Raw genomic sequence first — 2,186 nt, 5'->3', positions numbered from 1 at the left:
CGAGATCACCCACGACCGGGTGCTGGTGATCCCGGCGCCCGGCCAGCCCGGGCGGCTGCCGTTCTGGGTCGGCGACGCCGTCGGCCGCCCCGCCGAACTCGGTGCAGCGATCGGCAAGTTCGTCGGTGTCGTCGGCGATCGCGCCACGTTCGAGGCGCAGGCCGACGCCATCGGCCTGAGCGCGAACGCCCGCGGCAACCTCGCCGCCCTGATCGCCGATCAGGCTGAGGCCACCGGCACGCTGCCCACCGACCGCACCCTGGTGGTCGAACGGTTCCGCGATGAGCTCGGCGACTGGCGACTGATCCTGCATTCGCCGTACGGTCTGCGCGTGCACGCCCCGTGGGCCAGTGCGATCGCCGCCGGCCTCGCGCAACGCCTCGGGCTCGACGGTGCCACTACCGCCACCGACGACGGCATCATCGTGCGCCTTCCGGACACCGACGATGCCCCGCCCGGCGCGGAAATCTTCGATATCGACCCCGACCACATCGAACGCTTGGCCACCGATGCCCTGGCCGACTCCTCCCTGTTCGCCGCCCGATTCCGGGAATGCGCCGCCCGCGCCCTGCTGCTCCCGCGCCGCGATCCGGGACGCCGCGCACCGCTGTGGCAGCAGCGTCAGCGCTCCGCCCAGTTGCTCGGCGTAGCCGCGACGTTCCCCGAGTTCCCGATCATTCTGGAGACCGCGCGCGAATGCCTCGAGGACGTCTACGACCTGCCCGCCCTCACCGACATCCTCACCCGGATCGCCCAGCGCCGCATCCGGGTCGTCGAGGTCGAGACCGCTACCCCGTCGCCGTTCGCCGCCGCCATGCTGCTCGGCTACACCGGCTCGTTCATCTACGACGACGACGCTCCGCTCGCGGAACGGCGGGCCACCGCACTCACCTTGGACACCGCACTGCTGGCCCAGCTGCTCGGCCGGGTAGATCTGCGCGAGTTACTCGACCCGGTGGTGATCGCCCACACCATCGCCCGGCTGCAACGGACTGCCCCGGACCGGCAGGCGCGCGACGGGCAAGACGTGGTCGATCTGCTCCGGTGGCTGGGTCCCCTGACCCGCGATCAGATCGACGAAAGATATTCCAGTACCGACGATCCCACTACCGCCGATCTCGATGCGCTGATCGCCGAGCAAGTGCGCGCCGGACGGGTCGTTCCCCTGGTGATGCGAGGGACGGCGCACTTCGCCGCCATCGACGACGTCGCCCGCCTCCGCGACGGGCTCGGTATCCCCGCTCCGCGCGGGGTGCCGGCCGCCTACTTAGCGCCACCGGCCGATCCGGTCGGCGACCTCGTCCACCGCTATGCCCGCACCCACGGCCCGTTCACCGCGTCCGCCGCCGCCGCCGACCTCGGGATGGGCGTCGCCGTGGTGCGGGACACGCTGCTCAAGCTCGCAAGTCGCCGCACGGTGATCGAGGGCGAATTCCTCGCCCTCGACAACGGCGAGCGGGCCCAGTGGTGTCACAGCGAGGTCCTCGGCCAGCTGCGGCGCGGTTCCCTGGCGGCGGGTCGCGCCGAGGTGGAGCCAGTCAGCGCCGACACCTACGCGCGCTTCCTGCTCGACTGGCAGCATGTGGACCCGGCCAGCCCCCGTTCGCTGGCTGAGCCCCGTTCGCTGGCTGAGCCCCGTCGAAGCCTCACCGGCATCCACGGCTTGATGTCCATCGTGGAACAGCTTGCCGGCCAACCGATTCCGGCCTCGGCATGGGAATCGCTGGTCCTGCCGTCGCGGGTCAGCGATTACCGCCCAGCCATGCTCGACGAGTTGCTCTCGTCCGGAGAGGTCCTCTGGTCTGGGCACGGCCGCATCGGAAACTCTGACGGCTGGATCAGCTTGCACCCGGCCGAGTCCGCACCGCTGACGCTGCGTCCCGCGGACGAGCTGGAACTGACGGCGGCACACAAGGTGCTCCGCACCGTTTTCGATGGAGGCGCCGTGCGCTACGGACGGCTGGCCGCCGCCCTCGATGACGCCAAACTGGCTGTCGGCGACGACGCCCATCGGTATACCGCCCTGTGGGATCTTGTCTGGGCCGGGATGGCCACCAACGATTCCTTCGCCCCGGTCCGGGCCCTGCTCACTCCGGGCCGAGCGCGTTCGGGCGCACCAGCTTCGGCCCCATCGCACCGGGTGCGCGGTGCCACCCGGGCGCCCCGCCTGCGCAGCGCCCGCCTGT

The 2,186-nt window shown here is 71.2% G+C and carries 1 protein-coding gene; it reads left to right on the top strand.

Annotation, left to right across the window (positions count from 1 at the left end; all coding sequences use genetic code 11):
• Positions 1-2,186, top strand: a 2,186-nt coding sequence (locus tag WAW85_RS05950) for an Lhr family ATP-dependent helicase (RefSeq protein ID WP_422558719.1), incomplete at both ends; no start/stop codon positions are given.

It is taken from the genome of Gordonia sp. (in: high G+C Gram-positive bacteria) (assembly GCF_049299075.1).
GTDB lineage: Bacteria > Actinomycetota > Actinomycetes > Mycobacteriales > Mycobacteriaceae > Gordonia.
The sequence above is the reverse complement of the archived record's forward strand: the minus strand, read 5'-3'. Positions and strand labels throughout refer to the sequence as shown.